We start from the raw sequence: 23,157 nt of genomic DNA, 5'->3' as shown, positions 1-23,157 counted from the left end.
ACATTCCTCATCCTTTATATAAGTCTCATCAGACCGCTCATCAGCAGTATACCTTGGGCGGTCTCCTCATACTTATGAACTGGAGGTATTGTCATGTCCGGCAAAAGTAATAAGCTTTCCCCTTACTTGTTCACAGCCCCCGCTGTATTGATATTTGCCTTTGTCGTGCTTGTGCCTGTTCTCATGACCTTCGTATTCAGCTTCTATGACTGGAACGGGATCGGCGCAATGACCTTCACAGGCTTCGACAACTATATTCGGGCTTTTCATGACCGTATTTATATTAGCTCCTATGGACATACACTTATCTATATTGTTGCTACGGTATTTGTGGAAGTATTAGTCGGACTTGGACTTGCAGGTTTAATAACAATGGGTCGCAAAGGCAGCGGACTATTCCGACTCGCCTTCTTTGTTCCTGTCATGTTACCAATGATTGTTATCTCCTACCTGTGGAAATTTGTTTACAATTCCGATTTTGGGATCGTCAATATGCTGCTGGACACAATCGGCCTGGAGAGCTGGACACGCGTCTGGCTAGGCAACCCTGATACCGCACTATACGCAATTTGTATTGTCTCCGGATGGGTATATGCTGGATTCTATATGACTATCTTTTATTCTGGCATACAGCGTATTTCCAAGGAGGTCTATGAATCTGCTTATCTGGATGGTGCAGGAGAAAGACATATTTTTTTCAAAATTAAAATTCCAATGATTCGTAATTTGGTGGAAACGGGAATCCTGCTATGTGTGTTAACTGGGTTTCAAGCCTTCGACCTGTTCTATGTTATGACCAATGGTGGTCCTTATAACTCAACGGAAATTGTTACTACCTATCTCGTCAAAGTCGTGTTTACTCATATGAGCATCGGCTATGGCTCCGCGCTGGCTGTCATCATGACGATTGTTATCGCTGTGATCGGACTCGTTACCGGCAAATTAACTAAGAAGGACTCCGACGCGCTGGAGTATTGAGAAAGGAGAACTGTATATGCCCCCACTAACCACCACTGTCATTCCTATTAAAAAAAACAGCAACTCCGTCAAAGCTACGTCCAACAATAAATGGTTCTCGCATATTGGATACTATATCTTCATGATCGTGCTCTCGTGCTTCTATTTCTATCCGATTGTTTGGCTGATCCTTTCATCCTTCCGTGAAAATAATAAGATCTTCTCAACTCCGTTTGCACTACCGGAAACGATTAATCTACAGAACTGGTCAAAAGCCTGGAATATCGGCAATATGAGTACCTACGCTAAGAACAGCATCATTGTCACGATATTAACTGTCATTGGCATTCTGCTATTCGCAAGCCTCGCAGCCTTCGCCTTTAGCAAGCTTCGCTTCCGTGGAAGCAGCCTCCTAATGCTGATGTTCGTATTCGGTCTGTTTATGCCTCTGCAATCGTTTTTTATTGCACAGAGCTATATTTTTGAGCAACTGAATTTGAAGGATTCTTATTGGGCACTGATTATACCTTATATTGGAACTGGGCTGCCACTTGCGGTCATCCTGCTTAAAGCCTATTTAGACTCCGTTCCCAGAGAGCTTATGGAGGCTGCACGCATGGATGGCTGTGGTGACTGGTTGCTCTACCGAAAGATCATTTTCCCTCTGTTGATCCCTAGCATGGCTACGGTTGGCATTTTCTCGGCGTTAAATTCCTGGAATGAACTATTGCTTGCCATGCTGTACATCCAGAATGATGCCTTAAAAACCATCCCAGTCGGACTCTTGGCGTTCTCCAGCAGGTATATGACCGATTACAAGCTACTGTTCTCCGCACTCGCTATCATTACACTGCCGATGATTATTGTGTATATCTTCTTTCACCGCTATATCGTTGCGGGTCTGACCGAAGGTGCACTTAAATAGTCTCCTATCACAACATAAATAATATAATTAAACAGCGGTAGTCTTCCCAATGATCATTCAGAGGGTAGCTGCCGCTGTTTTTGGTAACTATAAAATAATATTTGACCTTTACGCTACGTAAAGGTGTACAGTGAATTTGTGGGAGGTGATACTACGGAATACACAGTGCAGAAGCTTGCGGAGTTAGCTGGTGTTAGTACACGGACCTTGCGATATTACGATGAGTTTGGCATTCTTAAGCCGGCTAGAATCAACTCTTCCGGGTATCGTATTTACGGTCAGCGTGAAGTAGATTTGCTGCAGCAAATTCTATTTTATCGAGAGCTTGGTTTAAGTCTAGAGAACATCAGAGAGATTGTTACACAACCGTCCTTTGACGGAACGAGAGCACTACGAAAGCATCATGATAAGCTACTGGAAAAGAGACAACAGCTAGATCTATTAATTGCTAACGTCGAACAGACGCTGGCTCATAAGGAAGGACAAATTATAATGAGTGATAAAGAGAAATTCGAGGGCTTTAAGCAAAAGCTGATTGAGGATAACGAGAAGAAATATGGTCAGGAGATTCGGGAAAAATACGGAGACAGCACGGTAGATCAGTCCAACAAGAAGCTGAAGGGTATGACTGAAGAACAGTATGCGGCTATACAGCAGATCGAGTCGGAAATGTTCGAGTTCCTGTTGCAGGCGATGGAAGCTGGAGATCCTGCTAGCGTATTGGCACAAAAGAGTGCTGACTTGCATCGCCAATGGCTCTCCTTCTACTGGAATTCTTATACCAAAGAAGCACATGCGGGTGTAGCTCAAATGTACGTGGATGATGAGCGTTTCACAGCTTACTATGACAAGCACCGTCCTGGACTTGCAGCGTTCTTAAGAGATGCAGTGCATGTGTATACAGGAGCAAAATAATGAGATAAAAATAGAGCAGTGCCGGAATTCCGGTCCCTGCTCTATTTTTTCGAATCTCTGTTGATACCTCTTACAAGCTACGATGCAGCAGCGATAAAACATTCCGAAGCTCAGCTACAGCGACCTGGCCTGGTGCAGACGGCTTATGCGTGGCCCCAAACGTTAATGCTGAACCGAAGATTTCACCCGACAGACGGCTGACTACTCCTGCTCCTGCCATGGACATCGTAATAATCGGGCGATCTGCATGTTTAGTTTTCATAATATGAGTGGCTTCTAGCAAGGTCAGAACGTCACCTGCATCTTGAGGCATAACTGCTATCTTAGGCAAGTCCCCACCAAGCTCCTGCATCTTACATAGACGCGAGATTAGCTCCTCTTTGGGAGGTGTTTTATGAAAATCATGATTCGATATGATAACAGCTACGTTATGAGCGTGAGCAGCCTCAACTAATCCTCGTACATCCTGTTCCTCATTAAACAATTCAACATCAATAATATCTACTAGCCCACTCTCAGCAGCAGCAACATTAAGAGCTATGTAATATTCTATACTGACCTGCTTCTCTCCACCTTCCTTCGCACTACGGAACGTAAAGATCAGCGGAAGATCCGGAATGATCGCGTGAATATCACTTAACGCTGACTTCACTGCTTCTAAATCCTCCACTTTTTCAAAAAAATCCGTACGCCACTCCACCAAATCAGGATTTAGCTCTTTTAAGGCTTCAGCTTCCTGCTTCAGTTCAGTAAGGGTAGCACCAATTAACGGGACGCATATTTTAGGTATTCCTTCACCGATCACTACATTTTTAACGATTAATGTTCTGCTCATGATTTTAGCTCCTTATCATCCGATACATGCTTTATAAAATTTTCAACCTCAGGCAAATACGGCAGTGACGGTATTGCACCTGCTTTCCCAACAGCCAAAGCACCGACAGCATTCGCGAAGCGTAACGCTTCCTCCAATGACTTACCTGAGACTAACTGCTGTGCGAGTGCACCATTAAAGGAATCTCCCGCAGCAACTGTATCTATTGCCTTTACCGGGAACCCAGGAACTAACTTGGTCCCCTCAGCATTAACTAACAATGTGCCTTTAGCACCTAAAGTTACAATAACGTTCTTAACACCCTTTTGTAGCAAAATACGGGCAGCCTGCTCAGCCGTCTCTATACTATCGACAGTCATCCCAGCTAGAATTCCTGCTTCCGTCTCATTTGGCGTCAAATAGGTTACTTGACTTAACATCTCATCCTTAAGCCTTCTGGCTGGTGCAGGATTTAAAATGATTGGAATCCCATAACCATGGGCAATAGCAACAGCCTGTTCGGTCATTGCTAAATCCATTTCAAGCTGTAGCACGATTAACTTAGCTTGTTGAATTACAGGCGCCAACATCTGAATATCTTCCGCAGAAAGCTCCATATTCGCCCCAGAAACAACTATAATACGATTCTCTCCATCTTCTTCAATAACGATTGAAGCTACACCTGTTGCCTCCGTTTCACTCACTGAGATATGTTCTATATGAATACCTTCCTGCTTAATAATCTCCAGCATTTCGCTTCCAAAGGTATCTTTTCCGACGCTGCCGATCATACTAACCTCAGCACCCAGACGTGCTGCGGCAACGGCTTGATTCGCTCCTTTTCCACCGGGAGATAGAGCAAATGCTTGTCCCATAAGCGTTTCTCCTGCATTCGGTGCCCGGTTCGTACGTACTACCATATCCATATTTAAGCTTCCAATCACAACTATACCCAACTTAAACACCACCAATAATTATTTCTTCAATCTCTTTATCTTAGGGTCTTCCCTTCACTTTATCAATCACTTCCGTTGATTTTGCCCCTAATTGGCTATTTTCACCAAATTGACGTTATGCTTTTGTAGATAAAGTGTGCTAGAATGATGGTGCAATCGCTTCCACAACGATTGATGACTGTTTTTTGAGCAAACGTTTGCATCGTAGATAATGCCAGCAGCTTTACTGCAATTCAATCTAATCCGCGATTAGGAGGCTTATCAAGTGAACGAACAAAAATTACCATCAGTAGCTTATTTCAGTATGGAGTACGGGTTACATTCCGATTTTAAAATGTATGCCGGAGGGCTTGGAATTCTCGCCGGAGACTACATTAAGGGAGCTAAAGACATCAATGCTCCTATCATCCCTATCGGGCTGAAGTGGAAACAAGGTTATACGGATCAAAAAATTGATGCGAACGGTAATCCATACGACTCCTATCACAATTATGTTTATGATTTTCTTGAAGATACAGGGGTGAAGGTAACCGTAAAAGTCAGAAAGACCGATGTGGTGTGCAAAGTATGGAAGATTGATTATTTTGGCAACAGCACGTTGTATTTACTGGATACGGATATCCCCGAGAATAATGATGCTTGGATTACTGGACAATTGTACGGCTGGTTCGGTGAGGAACGGATCGCTCAAGAGATCGTACTCGGGATCGGCGGAGTAAAAGCTATGCGTGCTCTCGGCATTCCGATTGATGTCTATCATTTCAATGAAGGCCATGCAGCCTTAGCAGCCATCGAGCTCATTCGTGAGAAGATGTCCGGAGGCAGCACCTTTGAGGAAGCTTGGAAAGCTACTCGGGAAGAGGTTGTGTTCACTACACATACGCCGATAAAAGAAGGCAACGAAACCCATCCGCTCGACCGCTTAGAGTATATGAGTGCATTCAATGGCTTAACCCGCGACCAGATGGAGCGTATCGGTGGTGAGCCGTTCAACATGACGGTTGCCGGTCTGCGACTCTCCCGTATTTCCAATGCAGTGGCTCAGCTTCATGCGGATACAGCCAATAAGATGTGGAAAGAGGTTGCCGGAAGATCGGACATCATTGGCATTACTAATGCCATTCATACCCCTACCTGGGTAGATGAAAGAATGACACAAGCCTATGAACAAAATGGCGATTTATGGGCAGTGCATAAAGAAATTAAGGGTGAACTGATTAATTTCATCAAAGAACGGTCCGGCATTAGTCTAAATGCTGACAATCTACTCATTGGCTTCTCACGCAGAGCCGCTCCTTATAAACGCAGTGACCTGATCTTCTCGCAGCCAGAAATTATTGAGCCTTATCTGGAGTCCGGCAAAATACAAATTGTCTTCTCTGGCAAAGCTCATCCACTCGATGATAACGGCAAAAAAATCGTCAGCAATTTAGTGGCGATGATGAAAAAATATCCGAAGAGTGTTGTCTTCTTGGAGAATTACGATATGACTATCGGCGCACAGCTGACACGCGGTTCTGATATTTGGCTCAACAATCCGCGTAGACCATTGGAAGCAAGTGGTACCTCCGGGATGAAGGCAGCCATGAACGGCGTATTGAACTGCTCTATTCTAGATGGCTGGTGGCCGGAAGCCTGTATAGATGGCGAGAATGGCTGGCAGATCGGAGACGGCTTCGAGACTACTGACTTCGAGGTTCTGGATAAGCATGATAGTGATGCGCTATACGACACCCTATTGAATCGAGTACTCCCAACCTATTATGAGAATCGTGAACAGTGGGTACAAATGATGAAGAAGAGTATCGAAACCACTCGCACCGAATTTGCCACCAAAAGAATGCTGGATGAATACTATAACAGAATGTACATTAAAAACTAAGTACAGAAAACGGATATTCCTATATCAAAATAGAACAGCGCACCCTCCAGTGATGGTAGAGGTGCGCTGTTTCTTTTTTAACTCTGCTTAGTAATTAATCACTCTATCTATCATATATATCTGAATGGGACGACGATTACCACATACTGTAATGTGTCAATTATTCAAAAAGTGTTGCATTTTCCCCAAAAAACATTAATATAGAACTTATACTAAATCTAAAATCAAATCTTACGAGGTGATTCTATTAATGAGCTCCAATAATAATAATCTTACGACCAGCTGGGGTGCTCCAGTAGGCGACAATCAAAATTCAATGACAGCCGGTGATCGTGGTCCTACTTTGCTGCAAGATGTCCATCTGCTTGAAAAATTAGCCCACTTTAACAGAGAACGTGTTCCTGAACGTGTCGTTCATGCTAAGGGTGCTGGCGCTCATGGGTATTTTGAGGTCACTCAGGATTTAACTCAATATACAAAAGCTAATTTTTTATCTGAGGTAGGCAAGCGTACCCCACTGTTCATCCGTTTCTCAACGGTAGCTGGGGAGCTAGGTTCTGCTGATACTGTAAGAGACCCACGTGGTTTTGCTGTGAAGTTCTATACCGAAGAAGGAAACTATGATCTCGTAGGTAACAATACACCTGTATTCTTCGTTCGTGATGCAATCAAGTTCCCCGACTTTATTCATACACAGAAGCGTGATCCACAGACACACTTAAAGAACCCTAATGCGGTTTGGGACTTCTGGTCTTTATCGCCGGAATCTCTACATCAGGTTACGATTTTGATGTCAGATCGCGGAATTCCAGCTACGCTAAGACATATGCACGGGTTCGGAAGCCACACCTTCAAGTGGGTAAATGCCGAAGGCAATGCTGTCTGGGTGAAATATCATTTCAAAACAGAACAAGGCATTAAGAACCTTGCTCCAGATCTTGCCGCCAAAATAGCTGGGGAGAACCCAGATTATCATACAGAAGACTTGTTCAATGCTATTGATAAAGGAGATTTCCCAGCGTGGAAGCTCTACGTGCAGATTATGCCGATCGAAGATGCGAACACTTACCGCTTTGATCCATTCGATGTAACCAAAGTATGGTCGCAAAAAGATTATCCATTAATTGAGGTAGGCCGCATGGTACTGGATCGTAATCCAGAGAATTACTTCGCGGAAGTAGAGCAAGTTACGTTCTCTCCTGGCTCGTTCGTCCCTGGTATTGAAGCTTCTCCTGATAAATTGCTACAGGGTCGACTGTTTGCTTACGGCGATGCTCATCGTCACCGTGTAGGTCCTAACCATAACAGCCTGCCTATCAACCGTCCAAAAGTAGAAGTGAAGAACTATCAACGTGACGGTGGCATGGCACTCGGCAACAATGGCGGATCCGGTGCCTATTACGAACCTAACAGCTTAGGTGGACCTAAAGAAGCACCACAGTACAAAACATCACCTTTCGAAGTATCTGGAAATGCCGAAAGTGTCTCCTACAATAGTGATGACCATTATACACAACCTGGTGACTTGTATCGCCTGATGAGTGAAGAAGAACGTACCCGTCTTGTTCAAAATATCGTAGGCGCTATGACACCAGTTGAAAGTAACGATATTAAACTTCGTCAAATTGTTCATTTCTATAAAGCTGATCCGGAATTGGGACAGCGTGTTGCATCCAGCTTAGGATTATCCGTTCCAGACGGAATATAAGACTGTAATTGCACTTATACAATCAAAGAGGACCTTTACCCGTAAATGGGAAAGGTCCTCTTTTTTCATAAGAAAAGCTAAAACATATAATATATAAGAACGATCACAATGCATAGCGTGGAGACAACAGATAAGCACGAAAAAAAAGTATTCCAGTTATTGCCCTTCATTTGTCTTATACACGACCAGTATACTGCTTCTTTGATGCTCTGCCCCATCACGTGAAGATTTAACTACCGAACCGTAACAGATATTCACAACCTGTTCCTCACGCAGCCCTGCCAAGAACTCATTAGCCTTATTCTCAGCATACGAATTATCAGCATCTACAAACTCTTTTACTTGAATCATCCTGATCTCTCCTTTAATAAATTATAGTTACTTTTTATGTCTAGATTCTATAGGTGAACTCAACGAAATGTACATGGCGTATCACTCCCCTGGTAACATTTAATGTAAAATTATCTTCGAAATATAGTATAGGCATTCCGCAGTTTTCTACGAAATGCCTATAACATCAGCCTATCATAGCACCCAACTATACAATAGTCAAACGTTTTAAATACAATATTTAGTAAGAATTTATTGCCTTTGCAAAATGGATTGGATTTACATATAGAAGCTGTTATACTGATCAGAAGGTTCCCTCTAGGGGACCTCTATTTGTATAGGGGGGATTTTAATATGGCAACGCGTCATAACAAATTTGCAAAGAATGTGCTACTTAGAGGGGGTGAAATCTACTATGAACCATAGTCTAATTTATGAAGGCTCAAGGACACAACTGGTCCAGCAGCTTATTTATTTTGATGAGGAAAAAATCGCATTTCTAAATCAGTATTTCCCGGAACGAAGCAAACAAAGAAGTAATGCTGAAACGCTGTTGTCCCATTATTGCTCCGAGCTGGAACAATTACTTTCCCGTTTTAATGGTGAAGAATTGAATTCACTCGTATTGATTGGAAGTCAGCTTCAGCTACGCTACTTAGACGACAATACTACAGATACCTACACCATCGTATTTCCAAACCAGGCAGAACCCAATGATAACAAGATTTCAATGTTCTCGCCTATTGGCATGCAGTTGCTGTTAGCTCAGATCGGCAGTACATGTCAGCTAGCTATTCCTTCAGGTGAGTTATCAGTAAAAATCGAAAGTATTAAGTTTGTGAATTGTGGTGAGGTAGCCGTTCTTATTTAAGCCCACTCGCATATATCACCAACATTAACAGCGTCCCTTTCCAATCTTATGGAAGAGGACGCTGTTAATCTATTCAGCCTGCTAAGCACACTTCATACTTTTATTTGAGCCTCAATCCTTCACCCAGTTTACTGACTGATTTTTCGATACGAGATGCTCTGGTCTCAGGTCTTTTCGCCGCTTCGATCCAAGATACATATTCCTTCTGATAAGAATAAGCCAGACCGTTATAATAAGCTTCTGCCTGCTCATGGCTACTCAACGCATCAAGGAAATCCTCTGGGGCTTCTACCTCCCGTAATTGATGATCTTGCTCCATCGTCACATGCACAATATCACCGGGTTGAGCTTTGGCTAGATCCCGTAGTTCTTTCTTTACCACCATAAAATGCTTTCCGTTTCCATGGGGCATAAGCGTTCCTCTATAGGGGATTCCATTTACACTTCCTTTTACCTGTATTCTGGACTTTGTTTCAAATATTTGTTCGGCATCAAAAGGGACGTTAAGATAAGTCCAGCTCCCACTTGCATCAGGTCGCACTAATTTAGCTTCAAATTCAAACATTGCTACCTCCTCAACTAAAAGCCCTAAGTTCTATTGTATCCATATGAATGTAACTATACAAAAAAACACCTGCCTATAATAGACAGATGTTTCTTAATTATAAGCGGGTGATGGGAATCGAACCCACGCTATCAGCTTGGAAGGCTGAAGTTCTACCATTGAACTACACCCGCAAAGGTATAAAATCGGGATGACACGATTTGAACATGCGACCCCCTGGTCCCAAACCAGGTGCTCTACCAAGCTGAGCTACATCCCGTCAAAACATGTAATTACTTAGTAATAAAAATGGCGCGCCCTGAGAGATTCGAACTCCCGGCCTTTTGATTCGTAGTCAAACGCTCTATCCAGCTGAGCTAAGGGCGCAAAAATTATGGAGCGGAAGACGGGAATCGAACCCGCGACCCTCGCCTTGGCAAGGCGATGCTCTACCGCTGAGCCACTTCCGCAAAATATGGTGCGCGTGAAGGGACTTGAACCCCCACGTCGTGAAACGCCAGATCCTAAGTCTGGTGCGTCTGCCATTCCGCCACACGCGCACACTTTAAAAATAATGGTGAGCCATGAAGGACTCGAACCTTCGACACCCTGATTAAAAGTCAGGTGCTCTACCAACTGAGCTAATGGCTCTCATAAATGGCTGGGGATATAGGATTTGAACCTATGCATGACGGAGTCAAAGTCCGTTGCCTTACCGCTTGGCTAATCCCCAACAATAATTAACTAAATGGCGGAACCGACGAGATTCGAACTCGCGATCTCCTGCGTGACAGGCAGGCATGTTAGGCCAACTACACCACGGTTCCATAGACATAATGCATAAGAGTAAATTGGTTGCGGGGGCAGGATTTGAACCTGCGGCCTTCGGGTTATGAGCCCGACGAGCTACCGGGCTGCTCCACCCCGCGTCATTTAATAATTATATACTATTCATTCACACTAAACCAGCTAGTCCCAAAACATCATGCTTAAGGAAAATTTGGTTGCGGGGGCAGGATTTGAACCTGCGGCCTTCGGGTTATGAGCCCGACGAGCTACCGGGCTGCTCCACCCCGCGTCGTTCTTAAATGAATATGGTGGAGGCTGAGGGGATCGAACCCCCGACCCTCTGCTTGTAAGGCAGATGCTCTCCCAGCTGAGCTAAGCCTCCATGTTATGACCCGTATGGGATTCGAACCCATGTTACCTCCGTGAAAGGGAGGTGTCTTAACCCCTTGACCAACGGGCCATGCTAATCTTATGTTCCAACGAACCACCAAGGCTTCTCATCCCTAACAGGGAAGTAAATTCATGGCGGAGAGAGAGGGATTCGAACCCTCGAGACGCTTGTGGCGCCTACACGATTTCCAATCGTGCTCCTTCGGCCAAACTCGGACACCTCTCCATAAATGGCTCCCCGAACAGGACTCGAACCTGTGACAACTCGATTAACAGTCGAGTGCTCTACCAACTGAGCTATCAGGGAATATGGTGGGCCTTAGTGGACTCGAACCACCGACCTCACCCTTATCAGGGGTGCGCTCTAACCAGCTGAGCTAAAGGCCCTTTTTAAGACACATCAATATTAAGGGCAAAAAAAATACCACGGGTAATGTGGTTGTCCGCTTGGCGACGTCCTACTCTCCCAGGACCCTTCGGTCCAAGTACCATCGGCGCTGGAGGGCTTAACGGTCGTGTTCGGTATGGGTACGTGTGGAACCCCTCCGCTATCGCCACCAAACGGGCATTTACATCGTAAATGCTCAGGCTTGATGCCTGAAAACTGAATCCGAATTGAATTTGCGTTCTAAGTATAGGATAAGCCCTCGACCGATTAGTATTGGTCAGCTCCATGCATTACTGCACTTCCACCTCCAACCTATCTACCTCGTCGTCTTCAAGGGGTCTTACTAATTGGGAAATCTCATCTTGAGGGGGGCTTCACGCTTAGATGCTTTCAGCGCTTATCCCGTCCGTACGTAGCTACCCAGCCATGCTTCTGGCGAAACAACTGGTGCACCAGCGGTACGTCCATCCCGGTCCTCTCGTACTAAGGACAGCTCCTCTCAAATTTCCTGCGCCCACGACAGATAGGGACCGAACTGTCTCACGACGTTCTGAACCCAGCTCGCGTACCGCTTTAATGGGCGAACAGCCCAACCCTTGGGACCTACTTCAGCCCCAGGATGCGATGAGCCGACATCGAGGTGCCAAACCTCCCCGTCGATGTGGACTCTTGGGGGAGATAAGCCTGTTATCCCCAGGGTAGCTTTTATCCGTTGAGCGATGGCCCTTCCATGCGGTACCACCGGATCACTAAGTCCGACTTTCGTCCCTGCTCGACTTGTAGGTCTCGCAGTCAAGCTCCCTTATGCCTTTGCACTCTTCGAATGATTTCCAACCATTCTGAGGGAACCTTGGAACGCCTCCGTTACTCTTTAGGAGGCGACCGCCCCAGTCAAACTGCCCGCCTGACACGGTCCCCGTACCCGATTAGGGTACTAGGTTAGAACCTAGATACGATCAGGGTGGTATCCCAACGGCGCCTCCACCGAAGCTTGCGCTCCGATTTCTACGGCTCCCACCTATCCTGTACAGATCGTACCCAAATTCAATATCAAGCTGCAGTAAAGCTCCATGGGGTCTTTCCGTCTTGTCGCGGGTAACCTGCATCTTCACAGGTATTAAAATTTCACCGGATCTCTCGTTGAGACAGCGCCCAAGTCGTTACGCCATTCGTGCGGGTCAGAATTTACCTGACAAGGAATTTCGCTACCTTAGGACCGTTATAGTTACGGCCGCCGTTTACTGGGGCTTCGGTTCATAGCTTCGGGTTACCCCTAACCACTCCCCTTAACCTTCCAGCACCGGGCAGGCGTCAGCCCGTATACTTCGCCTTGCGGCTTCGCACAGACCTGTGTTTTTGCTAAACAGTCGCTTGGGCCTTTTCACTGCGGCCCCCTCGTGCTATTCACACTACCGGGGCACCCCTTCTCCCGAAGTTACGGGGTCATTTTGCCGAGTTCCTTAACGAGAGTTCTTCCGCGCGCCTTAGAATTCTCTTCTCGCCTACCTGTGTCGGTTTGCGGTACGGGCACCTTCTCCTGGCTAGAGGCTTTTCTTGGCAGTGTGAGATCATGACCTTCGCTACTGTAATTTTCGCTCCCCATCACAGCCCAGCCTTAATGATGTGCGGATTTGCCTACACATCAGCCTCACTGCTTAGACGGACATATCCATCAGTCCGCGTCACTACCCTCCTGCGTCACCCCATCGCTCATAGCGGATTACGGTGGTACAGTAATTTCAAACTGTTGTCCTTCGACTACGCCTTTCGGCCTCGCCTTAGGTCCCGACTTACCCTGAGCGGACGAGCCTTCCTCAGGAAACCTTGGGCTTTCGGCGGATCAGATTCTCACTGATCTTTTCGTTACTCATACCGGCATTCTCACTTGTATGCTGTCCAGCGCTCCTTACGGTACACCTTCAACCCACATACAACGCTCCCCTACCCCAGATACATACGTATCTAGCCATAGCTTCGGTGGTGTGTTTAGCCCCGTTACATTTTCGGCGCAGAGTCACTCGACCAGTGAGCTATTACGCACTCTTTCAATGGTGGCTGCTTCTAAGCCAACATCCTGGTTGTCTGTGCAACTCCACATCCTTTCCCACTTAACACACACTTGGGGACCTTAGCTGATGGTCTGGGCTGTTTCCCTTTTGACAATGGATCTTAGCACTCACTGTCTGACTCCCGGCAATAAGTATATGGCATTCGGAGTTTGACTGAGCTTGGTAATCCTTGCGGACCCCGCACCCAATCAGTGCTCTACCTCCACTACTCTTATACCGAGGCTAGCCCTAAAGCTATTTCGGGGAGAACCAGCTATCTCCGAGTTCGATTGGAATTTCTCCGCTACCCCCACCTCATCCCCGCATTTTTCAACATGCGTGGGTTCGGGCCTCCAGTGCGTGTTACCGCACCTTCACCCTGGACAGGGGTAGATCACACGGTTTCGGGTCTACGTCCACATACTCATTCGCCCTATTCAGACTCGCTTTCGCTGCGGCTCCGTCTTCTCGACTTAACCTTGCATGTTAAACGTAACTCGCCGGTTCATTCTACAAAAGGCACGCCATCACCCATTAATAGGGCTCTGACTTTTTGTAAGCACACGGTTTCAGGTTCTATTTCACTCCCCTTCCGGGGTGCTTTTCACCTTTCCCTCACGGTACTGTTTCACTATCGGTCGCCAGGTAGTATTTAGCCTTAGCAGATGGTCCTGCTGGATTCATACGGGGTTTCACGTGCCCCGCACTACTCGGGATCCGTCTCGGAGAGAACACAGTTTAGGTTACAGGGCTTTTACCTCTATCGCGGGCCTTTCCAGACCTCTTCACCTACCATATTCCTTTGTAACTCCATGTGAGACGTCCCACAACCCCTAAGAGCAAGCTCTTAGGTTTAGGCTGTTCCGCGTTCGCTCGCCGCTACTGACGGAATCACTATTGTTTTCTCTTCCTCAGGGTACTTAGATGTTTCAGTTCCCCTGGTCTGCCTCTACATCTCCTATGTGTTCAGAGATGAGTAACTGCGAATTACCACAGCTGGGTTTCCCCATTCGGACACCCCCGGATCAAAGCTTGCTTACAGCTCCCCGAGGCAGTTTCGTTGTTCGCCACGTCCTTCGTCGGCTCCTGGCGCCTAGGCATCCTCCGTGTGCTCTTATTAGCTTAACCTTGATTTTTCCGCAGGAAAATATCATACAATGACATTCTCTTTGGAATCATCTCACTAATAACATTTACTTGTTTGCACAAGTTGCTAAAAGATGTTCTAAAACGCAAATTCGTTTCGGTATCCAGTTTTCAAGGATCAAGTCTTACTGAGAGCTTAAACTCTCAAAACTGAGCAACGAGTGAGTTGTGGAAGCTTAGCTTCCGATTTGAATGTCTTCATTGCAGAAGACGATTCTCCATAGAAAGGAGGTGATCCAGCCGCACCTTCCGATACGGCTACCTTGTTACGACTTCACCCCAATCATCTACCCCACCTTCGGCGGCTGGCTCCCTTGCGGGTTACCCCACCGACTTCGGGTGTTGTAAACTCTCGTGGTGTGACGGGCGGTGTGTACAAGACCCGGGAACGTATTCACCGCGGCATGCTGATCCGCGATTACTAGCAATTCCGACTTCATGCAGGCGAGTTGCAGCCTGCAATCCGAACTGAGACCGGCTTTGATGGGATTGGCTTCACCTCGCGGCTTCGCTTCCCGTTGTACCGGCCATTGTAGTACGTGTGTAGCCCAGGTCATAAGGGGCATGATGATTTGACGTCATCCCCACCTTCCTCCGGTTTGTCACCGGCAGTCACTCTAGAGTGCCCAACATTACTTGCTGGCAACTAAAGTTAAGGGTTGCGCTCGTTGCGGGACTTAACCCAACATCTCACGACACGAGCTGACGACAACCATGCACCACCTGTCTCCTCTGTCCCGAAGGCCGCCACTATCTCTAGTGGATTCAGAGGGATGTCAAGACCTGGTAAGGTTCTTCGCGTTGCTTCGAATTAAACCACATACTCCACTGCTTGTGCGGGTCCCCGTCAATTCCTTTGAGTTTCAGTCTTGCGACCGTACTCCCCAGGCGGAGTGCTTACTGTGTTAACTTCGGCACCAAGGGTATCGAAACCCCTAACACCTAGCACTCATCGTTTACGGCGTGGACTACCAGGGTATCTAATCCTGTTTGCTCCCCACGCTTTCGCGCCTCAGCGTCAGTTACAGCCCAGAAAGTCGCCTTCGCCACTGGTGTTCCTCCACATATCTACGCATTTCACCGCTACACGTGGAATTCCACTTTCCTCTTCTGTACTCAAGTCACCCAGTTTCCAGTGCGACCTCAGGTTGAGCCCAAGGTTTAAACACCAGACTTAAATGACCGCCTGCGCGCGCTTTACGCCCAATAATTCCGGACAACGCTTGCCCCCTACGTATTACCGCGGCTGCTGGCACGTAGTTAGCCGGGGCTTTCTTCTCAGGTACCGTCACTCCGGTAGCAGTTACTCTACCGGACGTTCTTCCCTGGCAACAGAGCTTTACGATCCGAAAACCTTCATCACTCACGCGGCGTTGCTCCGTCAGACTTTCGTCCATTGCGGAAGATTCCCTACTGCTGCCTCCCGTAGGAGTCTGGGCCGTGTCTCAGTCCCAGTGTGGCCGTTCACCCTCTCAGGTCGGCTACGCATCGTCGCCTTGGTGGGCCGTTACCCCACCAACTAGCTAATGCGCCGCAGGCCCATCCCTCAGTGACAGATTGCTCCGTCTTTCATTCTTTCTTCAGGAGAAAAAAGAAATTATCCGGTATTAGCTACCGTTTCCGGTAGTTATCCCAGTCTAAGGGGCAGGTTGCCTACGTGTTACTCACCCGTCCGCCGCTAAGTTATTTTGAAAGCAAGCTTTCAAAATAACTCCGCTCGACTTGCATGTATTAGGCACGCCGCCAGCGTTCGTCCTGAGCCAGGATCAAACTCTCCAATTAGTATTGAAAAGAGCGATATGCTCATTTTGAAACATCTGACGAGAAAATTAATTCTCTAATTTTGGATTTCACTTTCGTGATTTCCTACTCACTCGTTGTTCAGTTTTCAAAGATCAAGTTCTCGTTGGCGCCGTTTAATGTCTCAGCAGCAACTCTTATACTATATCATGTTCAGCCGTTTAATGTCAAGCTCTTTTTTCAACTTCTTTTTCGAGCTCGGCATGTGTGTTTCTCGGCCAGAAATAGAATATATCATGTATAGAGATTCATTGCAAGCATTATTTCAAAAAATCATATTATTTCATATTCCGTTACTTCTCCATCATAATACTCCGCTAACTTTGGTAGCTTCTTGGTCAGCGTAAGGCTTCAAATAAAAATCTTATTAAACACAAAGGGGCCTCAGCCGATTAGCTGAGCCCCCCTTTGTTCGATACAAACTAGGCTTGAGTTCATTTCACGCAGATAATAGTTTACTTTTGCCCTTTTTCTAATAATGCAAGGATTATGGTAACCGCCTCTGCTCTTGTTGCCTTCTGGTTAGGTGCAAATTTATTCTGCCCTACACCATTCACAAGGCCTGATTTCGCTGCTGCTGCAATATATGGCACTGCCCATGCTGGTACATCCTTAGCATCATTGAAGGTTAATGTCGCTTTAGGATCTACCGTAATACCAAGAGCACGAACAATCATAACTGCTAATTCTGTACGTGTTAGCTCCTGCGTAGGACGGAATGTTCCATCATCATAGCCACTGATAATTTGCAGAGATACAGCCTGTGCCACAAAAGACTTAGCCCATGCTGGAATCTTCGCAGAATCCTTAAAGCTTGAAGTGTCACCATTCTCCGGCAATTGCAATGCACGTGCCAGCATTGTGATAAATTCAACCCGATTTACTTTCTGATTCGGACGGAAAGTATCATCCGGATAACCACTAACGAAGCCAGCTGCTACTGCTTTCTCGATAACAGCAGCCGCCCAGTGATTGCTAGTATCCGTTAAAGATGGCTTACTAACTGGCGTCGCAGTTGGTGAAGGCGCCGTTGTCGGTGCTGGTGTAGCTGTTGGCGCTACTGTTGGTGTTGGTGTTGGTGTTGCTGTCGGTTTTGTTGTTGGTGCTGTTGTTGGCGCTGTTGTTGGTGCTGTTGTTGGTGCTGTTGTTGGTGCTGTTGTTGGTGCTGTTGTTGGCGTTGGTGTTGGTGTTGGTGTAACTCCACCATTCTCATCGCCCTTAACAATACCGAACTCTTCAAGAACATATGGTTTAGCCTCATTAACATTCTGATCAATCTCATAAGATACAGCTGTCAGCTTCCCTGCATCTACAGTAATACCAACAAAGGTCTGAACTTGACCGCGCATTGGACGCGTAGCATCACTTGGGTCCGCTCCGTATTTAGCTGCTGTATTCTCATTGGCTACTTCAAAGAGATTATAGTAAGCATCTCCCAATTCTTTCTTCATGTTCTTATAGTAAACCTTCGCTCCTGCCGTAGCTGGAATCAGATATATTGTTCCATCTGGGTTTACTGTGTACTCTACCGTTTGACCATTGAAGCTTTCCTTGATTTTCACTGTGTCTGCTGCAGTTCCGTCGGCCTTGATTGGCTTCGTCCGTGCATAAATATGGTCGTGGCCTTGAAGAACCAAGTCAATGCCCAGTTCAGCCATCATTGGAGCGACTTTCGCTCTTTCTCCATTAGCGCCCATAATATCTTTGTCAGTAGCATGGTTAGAGGTTGTATATGGTCCTTTATGCATAGCGACGATAATCCACTTCGCTCCAGCAACCTTCGCTGCTTTTACATCGGCCTTCATCCAATCCAACTGTGCTTTGCTGAAGTTAGCATATTCATCCGAATTCTCATTCGTGTTCAAGACTACAAAGTGCGCATTGCTGTAATCATAGGAATAGTATGCTCCTGTTTCTGTTGGTGAGCCTGCAGCTTCCTTAATATTGTAGTGCTCATAGAAGGCATTCGCTTTATCCTCATGGTTCCCCGCAACTGGAACAATAGTCGTATTGAGCAAGGTTTCCTGCGAATGGCCAAGCAACCAATTCCATTGTGATTCATTGGTTCCAGTATCTACGATATCTCCGTTAATCGCCACAAACTCAGCATTCGGGAATGTCGTAAGTGCTTTTGCCATCGTTTCTCCAGAAAGAATAGCCTCATCTTCGGTCTTAGCTTGTGTGTCCGCCAGATCGATGAAAGTAAATGCACCTGTCTTAGCAGCTGTTTCGAAAGTTCCCACTGCACTCCACAATCCCAGTGCTTTATCACCTACACGGAAGTAGTATTTCGTATCAGCCTTAAGGCCAGAAGCTTCAGCTTTATGAACTAATTCATCCTTTGAATTTCTGGAAACAGCTGAACGTCCTGTAAACTCAGCAGCTTTTGTAAAGTCTGGAGTAACGCCCGTGTTCTCTACAACCTGCAGGTCGCTTCCTGAAGATTTCAACGCTGTGTACCAAGTGAATCCTTTTGCACTCACTGGGTCGCCGTTAAAGGTAACTGTAACTTTTTTGATAGAGTCGGTAGAAGCAATTTTAGCTTCTGAATTGGTTCTGTCACTTACAGCTTTAATAACAAATTGATAGGTTTGGTTCGGATTAGTATTTTCTACAGTGTAACTATAAGAAGTTTGACCTTCCGTATTAGGAACACTGAGAGTCCAGTTTGCAGATATCAGATCATTTTGCTCATAAATGCGATATCCTGATACCGGTGCACCGGATGCAGGCGCATCCCAAGTTAACGTGATTTTACCGCCATCTGCTACAGTAGCTTTTGCATTTTGCACAGGTTTAACAGCTACGTCAGACTTATGAATGCTGTATTTATCATACAAGTCAGTAGATCCACCAGTTGTCGTGGTGTAGGCTTCGTATGAAAATTCATTATTCGTTACAGTCATTCCTGTGAACATTTCCTTACCAGGCTGCTCGTATTTAGCTGCAAAAGGAAACGGACCTGCGCCAACATTATATTTTTTATTACCCGCTGCATTTGTAATCAGGTATAACGTACCCTTAGGATCAGTTACCACTCCGTTTTTGTCCGGCTTAATATCCGTCAACGGCTGATTGTTGTACATTTGATAGCTTCTAGTATAGGTGTGGTCATGTCCTCCGATAACCATGTCAATACCAAGCTCATCAAATACCTTTGTCAAATTAGCTCTGTAATAGAGTACATCTGTATCATTTGTGTGACTGGCAACTGAATAAGGTGATTTATGCAAAAGCACAACCTTCCACTTCTGATCGCTTTTCGCGGCTTCACTGCGCAGCCACTCTACTTGTTTTTTGTAAATTTCGTTATTCTCAAGACTCGAGCTAGCACCATAATATTCTGTATTAATAACCATAAAGTGTGCTGAACCGTAGTCAAAAGAATATACAGAGCCATCTGGTTTTGCGCCCGTATTCGAGACATTAGGTAAATTAAAATGAGTTGTGTAATTGCTATAACTCTTACTTTCATGATTACCTACCAGTGGAACCAATGGAATATTTGCTAGAATATCCTTTGGTTTATTGAAGAACCATCCCCATTGCTCCTCAATATCACCGTTGTCTACCAAATCACCGGAATTCAGAATGAATTCGCTTGTCGGGAATTTAGCCAATCCTTCTTGAAGGGTATGATTCCAAATATCAAAATCACCTTCAGTTGTTCCTTGAGAGTCCGTTGTATATAAGAACTTAAATGCCTGATTACTGGAGCTTTCTGTTGTAAACGTTCCGATGTCACTCCAATTGTCAGCTTGTCCATCCCCAGCACGGTAAGCATACTCCGTTCCCGGCTGCAGGTGATCAGCAATGACCTTATGACTAGTCAGTACTACTGGTTTCTTGGCTGACTTATCCGCTTTGGTCATATACACGCTTGTTGTAACCGATGTTCCTTCGTAAGTTTGAGCACCTACCGGGAACTGACCGTCCACTAATTTAGAAGCTTCTAATACTTCAAGCTTGGTACCCGTCACACTCTCAGGTGCATACCAGTTGAATCCCATACTAGTCTGAGGGTTTCCGTTAAAAGTAAGTGCGATAGACTCAGGCTTACCAACTCCAGGTTCTACAGGCTCTACTACCGGATAAGCAATCAGGTTCATATCCCAATAGAGGTCAGAGCTACCATCACTCGACTGATGCACCTCAGCTGAAAGCTCATTACTTCCATCCTTCAAGTTAGCCTTTACTACTTCGGTAAGGTCTACCTTGGTATATTCGTTTGGATCACTTAAGTTAGTTGAACTTTTTGTTTGAAAATTAATTTCGCCCGCTGGCATAGCCTCACGGTAGATTTCTTTGCCGTTCAAATATAGTACAGCTCCGTCATCAAATGCGAAGTTACCCAAGATTTTATCTGATTTCGCAATCTCTTCCTTATTCACCGTTACGATTGTACGGAAGTAAGAAGTACGATATTTCATACTCTTATTAGAACCGTAGCTTATATTTGTATTCAGAGCACCAAATTGCTTGCTGCTGACTCCGGATCCACTATCTTTATAACCAAGCGGCGCTTGGCCAGACGCCCATGTTGAATCATCGTACACGGACCGCCATACCGTCCCTTGATCTGTTCCGTGATCTAGATACTTCCACGTAGAATTCCCTGCCAATAATGTAACAGGCTCTAACGATTGTAATTGCAGTAGTCCAGCATCCCCATTGCTGTCTTCAGCATAAGCTGGTATTCCTGTGAATGTAATTCCCAGTACCATAACGAAAGCTAAGGTCATGGATACAGCTTGTTTAAATAACCTGTTCATAATCAGTCTCCCTTACTGTTCTATGAAATGCTTGCATCCATTTATAGTAACTATTAAATATTTTCGCAATGTCTTTATAAACATAGAAGTTTGTAAAGTACATCGTGTATGTATTCTTACAAAAGTGGTTACAGTAACGGCAAGGTTGCCAATCAAGGAGGATAAACATGGACGATACTCATGCTTTTGTAGAAAAAGTACACGACACCCAAAAGAAAGCTGAAAAGAATAAAGAAAATCACGGTAAAAGTACACCAAGTCAAAAGCTGCCAAATAAACAGCACAGTAAGTAAAAGCGTTTAAATCATTGGCTCCCAAACACGAAAAAAAAAGCAGCAAGCCTCTTCAACTACGGGAGACTTGCTGCTTTACTTTTTAAGGCACAAAGATAAGTGCTAATGAGGGCTTATTTCGTCCATTTCACTACATTTACTGCTACTTTTTCTAATTGCGTCTTACTCAGTGTTTTATTCGGGGAACTAATAGTAACAAAACGATCATCCAGTTTATAGGTCAAGAACAACGAATCGGTGGATGGACTATACCATTTAGCTTCGGTTCCGTTAGAGAGCTTTACGGTTTCACCTTTATATTCGTAAGCGTAATCACGAGGAGAAATGTTCACCTTCATCTGCTTAAACAGAAAGTTCACACCATCATCTGAACCCACTACTTTTTGAAATGCGTCTCCACTCACCATTTGAGTAGGTGCATAGGCTGTTTCAAAACCTTGGAAATTGGCGAAGGCTTTAACAATCTCTTCTTTCTGAGTGTTGCTGTATTGTACTGGAGTCAGAGAAATAGTGTCAGTCACCGAGCCTCCTGTGCCAAGAATAACCTGATTGTTCACCGCATCAAAGGTCACAGGCACCTTCATCACATCAGCAATCGCACGTACAGGAAGATAGGTTGTATTGTTATACGTAATTGGTGCCAGTGCATTTCCTTTATTATCAACTGGCGTATAAGCCGTGCCATTCACCTTAAATCCAATGCTGTGATTGAGATATGCCGTAATTTTCTGAAGTTTAGTTCCTGCGTACACACCGGCTGATCCTGTGACTACCATCCCAAACACCATTGTTGCTATAATTTTTTTTTTGTTTTTCATAAGTAAGCCCTCCTCGAAAGTTCAATCTTTGTTCTTACTTTAGCTCAAACAAAATAAGATTATGTCTCTAAGTTGTTTCTTACTTGTACCCATTTTGTAATTAAAAAAATCAAAATATCATTAATTCAAAAAAAATAAAAACAGCAACCCGCTTGTCCTAAAAAGGATCGTACGGATTGCTGTTAGATTAACTTTGATACGGCGTTGTAACCTTATACACTTCTGTATATAAAATTTCTCTATAAAGATTGAATTCTTCTACATCGACAGGGTTAGGGTAAGTCATAATTTGAAGCGGTAAATCCGCATTTCCCTCACGCAGAGGGGGCTGCACATAAGCATAAGGATTCAAATGGAAGCCCAGTCGCTCATAAAAGCCAATTCTCCGTTGTTCCATTTCACCCAGTGGCGGCTCTACTTCAAGAAGCACAGGCTTGCCCGACTGACGGATATATTCTTCCATCAGCTTTTTACCAATGCCCCCACCTCTTATACTTGGGTCCACGGCAATATGTTCTACAAATCGAAATCCTGGAAACTCCCAGCAAGCTATAAAAGCAATGATTTTCCCCTCAGCATTCACTTCGGTAATCAATCGATAATGTGGAACATCCAATAACTCCTGTTGCCCCTCATAGGTTCTGATCTCGGAGGTAGGAAAAGAGGCTTCCATAATAGCGAATATTTCATCAAAAGTTGTGTGATTCATAACATAGTTCTCACTTTCTGGATTTATATTTACACAAGTTATCTTAACCTTCTGAACCCTATGATATCAAATTTAGGCATCAAGGTACTAGTACCTGGTACT

The 23,157-nt window shown here is 45.2% G+C and carries 14 protein-coding genes, 15 tRNA genes and 3 rRNA genes; 7 read left to right on the top strand and 25 right to left on the bottom strand.

The window, feature by feature from the left end; all coding sequences use genetic code 11:
- Positions 1-93: 93 nt before the first annotated feature.
- The 3 genes from NYE25_RS25145 to NYE25_RS25135 all read left to right on the top strand — a co-directional run bounded on the left by NYE25_RS25145 (position 94) and on the right by NYE25_RS25135 (position 2,797).
- On the top strand, positions 94-978 hold the full coding sequence (locus tag NYE25_RS25145; RefSeq protein ID WP_076283815.1) for a carbohydrate ABC transporter permease: 885 nt from the start codon (positions 94-96) through the stop codon (positions 976-978).
- Between the two features lie 16 nt (positions 979-994).
- On the top strand, positions 995-1,882 hold the full coding sequence (locus NYE25_RS25140; protein ID WP_081382815.1) for a carbohydrate ABC transporter permease: 888 nt from the start codon (positions 995-997) through the stop codon (positions 1,880-1,882).
- 138 nt (positions 1,883-2,020) lie between these two features.
- Complete coding sequence (locus tag NYE25_RS25135) at positions 2,021-2,797, top strand: MerR family transcriptional regulator (protein WP_076283814.1); 777 nt, start codon at positions 2,021-2,023, stop codon at positions 2,795-2,797.
- Between the two features lie 70 nt (positions 2,798-2,867).
- Here NYE25_RS25135 and aroD read toward each other — a convergent pair whose 3' ends face one another.
- The gene (gene aroD, locus NYE25_RS25130) at positions 2,868-3,632 is read right to left on the bottom strand and encodes a type I 3-dehydroquinate dehydratase (protein WP_341147119.1); all 765 of its coding nucleotides are present in this window, start codon (positions 3,630-3,632) and stop codon (positions 2,868-2,870) included.
- A complete protein-coding gene (gene rbsK / locus NYE25_RS25125; protein ID WP_256716273.1) occupies positions 3,629-4,555 on the bottom strand; it encodes a ribokinase in 927 nt (308 codons plus the stop codon). The genes aroD and rbsK overlap by 4 nt, the downstream gene beginning before the upstream one ends.
- 277 nt (positions 4,556-4,832) lie before the next feature.
- On the opposite strand from rbsK, the gene glgP reads away from it, so the two are divergent.
- Together glgP and katA are read left to right on the top strand one after the other, a co-directional pair.
- Positions 4,833-6,449 carry an alpha-glucan family phosphorylase gene (gene glgP, locus NYE25_RS25120; RefSeq protein WP_341147118.1) on the top strand — a complete coding sequence of 539 codons (1,617 nt, stop codon included), beginning with the start codon at positions 4,833-4,835 and terminating at the stop codon, positions 6,447-6,449.
- 250 nt (positions 6,450-6,699) lie between these two features.
- Positions 6,700-8,157, top strand: a complete 1,458-nt coding sequence (gene katA, locus NYE25_RS25115) for a catalase KatA (protein WP_341147117.1) — start codon at positions 6,700-6,702, stop codon at positions 8,155-8,157.
- 156 nt (positions 8,158-8,313) lie between these two features.
- Here katA and NYE25_RS25110 read toward each other — a convergent pair whose 3' ends face one another.
- Positions 8,314-8,508, bottom strand: coding sequence for a sporulation protein Cse60 (locus NYE25_RS25110; RefSeq protein WP_042184993.1), 195 nt, complete (start codon positions 8,506-8,508; stop codon positions 8,314-8,316).
- Positions 8,509-8,902: 394 nt separating this feature from the next.
- Between NYE25_RS25110 and NYE25_RS25105 the strand changes: the two genes are divergently transcribed.
- Positions 8,903-9,358 (top strand): GreA/GreB family elongation factor, encoded by a 456-nt coding sequence (locus tag NYE25_RS25105; RefSeq protein WP_076299073.1) that lies wholly within the window; start codon positions 8,903-8,905, stop codon positions 9,356-9,358.
- Between the two features lie 100 nt (positions 9,359-9,458).
- Here the strand turns inward: NYE25_RS25105 and NYE25_RS25100 are convergent, their stop codons facing one another.
- The 20 genes from NYE25_RS25100 to NYE25_RS25005 form a co-directional block, all read right to left on the bottom strand.
- Complete coding sequence (locus tag NYE25_RS25100) at positions 9,459-9,923, bottom strand: YdeI/OmpD-associated family protein (RefSeq protein WP_340974179.1); 465 nt, start codon at positions 9,921-9,923, stop codon at positions 9,459-9,461.
- A 102-nt stretch (positions 9,924-10,025) separates the two neighbouring features.
- Positions 10,026-10,096, bottom strand: a tRNA-Gly gene (locus NYE25_RS25095).
- 12 nt (positions 10,097-10,108) lie between these two features.
- Positions 10,109-10,182: transfer RNA gene (locus NYE25_RS25090), tRNA-Pro, on the bottom strand.
- A gap of 30 nt (positions 10,183-10,212) precedes the next feature.
- Positions 10,213-10,289: transfer RNA gene (locus NYE25_RS25085), tRNA-Arg, on the bottom strand.
- 8 nt (positions 10,290-10,297) lie between these two features.
- Positions 10,298-10,372, bottom strand: a tRNA-Gly gene (locus NYE25_RS25080).
- Positions 10,373-10,378: 6 nt separating this feature from the next.
- Positions 10,379-10,462: transfer RNA gene (locus NYE25_RS25075), tRNA-Leu, on the bottom strand.
- A gap of 15 nt (positions 10,463-10,477) precedes the next feature.
- Positions 10,478-10,553 (bottom strand) — tRNA-Lys (locus NYE25_RS25070).
- 7 nt (positions 10,554-10,560) lie between these two features.
- Positions 10,561-10,635: transfer RNA gene (locus NYE25_RS25065), tRNA-Gln, on the bottom strand.
- Between the two features lie 16 nt (positions 10,636-10,651).
- Positions 10,652-10,729: transfer RNA gene (locus NYE25_RS25060), tRNA-Asp, on the bottom strand.
- Between the two features lie 25 nt (positions 10,730-10,754).
- Positions 10,755-10,831, bottom strand: a tRNA-Met gene (locus NYE25_RS25055).
- Between the two features lie 72 nt (positions 10,832-10,903).
- Positions 10,904-10,980, bottom strand: a tRNA-Met gene (locus NYE25_RS25050).
- A gap of 17 nt (positions 10,981-10,997) precedes the next feature.
- Positions 10,998-11,073 (bottom strand) — tRNA-Val (locus NYE25_RS25045).
- A gap of 6 nt (positions 11,074-11,079) precedes the next feature.
- A tRNA-Glu gene (locus NYE25_RS25040) sits at positions 11,080-11,151 on the bottom strand.
- A gap of 63 nt (positions 11,152-11,214) precedes the next feature.
- Positions 11,215-11,307 (bottom strand) — tRNA-Ser (locus NYE25_RS25035).
- Between the two features lie 5 nt (positions 11,308-11,312).
- Positions 11,313-11,388, bottom strand: a tRNA-Asn gene (locus NYE25_RS25030).
- Between the two features lie 3 nt (positions 11,389-11,391).
- Positions 11,392-11,468: transfer RNA gene (locus NYE25_RS25025), tRNA-Ile, on the bottom strand.
- 58 nt (positions 11,469-11,526) lie between these two features.
- Positions 11,527-11,643: ribosomal RNA gene (gene rrf, locus NYE25_RS25020) — 5S ribosomal RNA — on the bottom strand.
- Between the two features lie 73 nt (positions 11,644-11,716).
- Positions 11,717-14,645 (bottom strand): 23S ribosomal RNA (locus NYE25_RS25015).
- Between the two features lie 242 nt (positions 14,646-14,887).
- Positions 14,888-16,445 (bottom strand): 16S ribosomal RNA (locus NYE25_RS25010).
- The 16S, 23S and 5S rRNA genes sit together here with 15 tRNA genes alongside, the layout of an rRNA operon.
- A 473-nt stretch (positions 16,446-16,918) precedes the next feature.
- A complete protein-coding gene (locus tag NYE25_RS25005) occupies positions 16,919-21,235 on the bottom strand; it encodes an S-layer homology domain-containing protein (protein WP_341147116.1) in 4,317 nt (1,438 codons plus the stop codon).
- A 167-nt stretch (positions 21,236-21,402) separates the two neighbouring features.
- Between NYE25_RS25005 and NYE25_RS25000 the strand changes: the two genes are divergently transcribed.
- Positions 21,403-21,528, top strand: a complete 126-nt coding sequence (locus tag NYE25_RS25000; protein WP_052404154.1) for a DUF4023 domain-containing protein — start codon at positions 21,403-21,405, stop codon at positions 21,526-21,528.
- A gap of 113 nt (positions 21,529-21,641) precedes the next feature.
- Here the strand turns inward: NYE25_RS25000 and NYE25_RS24995 are convergent, their stop codons facing one another.
- Both NYE25_RS24995 and NYE25_RS24990 read right to left on the bottom strand, forming a co-directional pair.
- Complete coding sequence (locus tag NYE25_RS24995; RefSeq protein WP_341147115.1) at positions 21,642-22,346, bottom strand: hypothetical protein; 705 nt, start codon at positions 22,344-22,346, stop codon at positions 21,642-21,644.
- A 187-nt stretch (positions 22,347-22,533) separates the two neighbouring features.
- Positions 22,534-23,055: a GNAT family N-acetyltransferase gene (locus tag NYE25_RS24990; RefSeq protein ID WP_076300319.1), complete on the bottom strand. Its 522-nt coding sequence runs from the start codon at positions 23,053-23,055 to the stop codon at positions 22,534-22,536.
- Positions 23,056-23,157 lie beyond the last annotated feature (102 nt).

The sequence above is a fragment of the Paenibacillus sp. FSL E2-8871 genome (genome assembly GCF_038000345.1).
Lineage (GTDB): Bacteria > Bacillota > Bacilli > Paenibacillales > Paenibacillaceae > Paenibacillus_AQ.
The sequence above is the reverse complement of the archived record's forward strand: the minus strand, read 5'-3'. Positions and strand labels throughout refer to the sequence as shown.